1 protein-coding gene and 1 pseudogene are annotated in these 1,227 nt (G+C 44.1%); both read right to left on the bottom strand.

The features are described from left to right. Positions 1-117: 117 nt before the first annotated feature. The gene (locus tag WEIDD23_RS02800) at positions 118-960 is read right to left on the bottom strand and encodes a hypothetical protein (protein ID WP_010369485.1); all 843 of its coding nucleotides are present in this window, start codon (positions 958-960) and stop codon (positions 118-120) included. 18 nt (positions 961-978) lie between these two features. After that, positions 979-1,227, bottom strand: a pseudogene (locus tag WEIDD23_RS02795) (transcriptional regulator); the annotation flags it as partial.

The following is a 1,227-nucleotide window of genomic DNA, read 5'->3' as shown; positions in this document are numbered from 1 at the left end:
CATTATAACACGTTAGTTAACCCTGCTCCGGAATTCCGGCAATTGATCTGACGCATGTCAATTAAAAAAACAGTTATCCAACACCTAATTGGCGTTAGATAACTGTCAATATCATCACTATTCAACAACGTAGACACGTTCATCAATTAAATCAAATGACGTGTGGTGAGCATTTAATGCCGCCACTTCATGTAACGTCGCCTCTTGCCAAAAGACATCTGAATCCGTCGCACCATCTTTTTCGCCGATGACCAATAAATCAAAATCAAAGCGATATCGGTTATCGCGGATATACTGTAAGACTTGCCAGTCAGCGTCCGTGGTATCGGGCGCCCAACTCATAATCACGGTGGCCACGTTTTCGCCGTAACTATCCAACGCCGCAATCGCATCTAAGTTTTCAACGTCAGTAACTGGCTTGGCAGTCGTTGGATCTGGTTGCGTACGCCAGTCCTCATTGTCAGTCGCAATAATCGTTTGCGCTGGGGAAACTGCGCGAAGTCCAGCCGAAATATAACCATGGCCCGCCATAATTTCTAGGACGGGTAGACCATTTGTGTACGCTGACAGATCTTGAATAAACGCGTTCGACACATACGCATACATACTAAAGTACTCGATTAACGCATCTCGCAAATGACGGAGCATAAAATCAACGTCTGCCAACGGTTCCGTCAAAGTTTGCCAGAGGGCATTACCCTTCGTGGCGTCGTTCGGATATGTTTTTAAAACATATTGTTCTAATTCTGCCACCACCGACTCTGGGATTTCCATAGTCGGTAACGCACTTGGTAAGAGCCCATTATTTAAATCATTAATCGTCGCCACGGCTTGTTCAATCAAGTGCTTGATGGTGGGGATGTTTTGATAACGGTCCAAATATGGCAACAGCTCACTAAGATAATCTATCTCAGTGAGCTGTCGGCCAGATCCAAACCGAATTGTTTGGTTCGTTGTCATATCGTTTCCTCTAATTGGTTAGAAAAGACTCTCTTGATGGTTACTTCGCACATCGTCATCTGACGTAAACGAAACTGGGTTCAAGTATGAATTAACATACTGGAAAATATCAAACCGTTGCTGGTCAGTCAAAGGCTTACCGTTAAAATCGATTTCCTTACCTGACAGGAACAGCAAAGACAAATCCGTCTTCTCTGACATGGCGCGACCAACCAGAAAATCCATAGATACATTAAAGAAGTCCGCTAACTTGCGTACTTCAATGTA

Origin of the sequence: Weissella sp. DD23 (genome assembly GCF_001579105.1) — a bacterium.
Taxonomy (GTDB): domain Bacteria; phylum Bacillota; class Bacilli; order Lactobacillales; family Lactobacillaceae; genus Weissella; species Weissella cibaria.
Note: the sequence above shows the minus strand (reverse complement) of the source record. Positions and strands in the feature narration are given on the sequence as shown.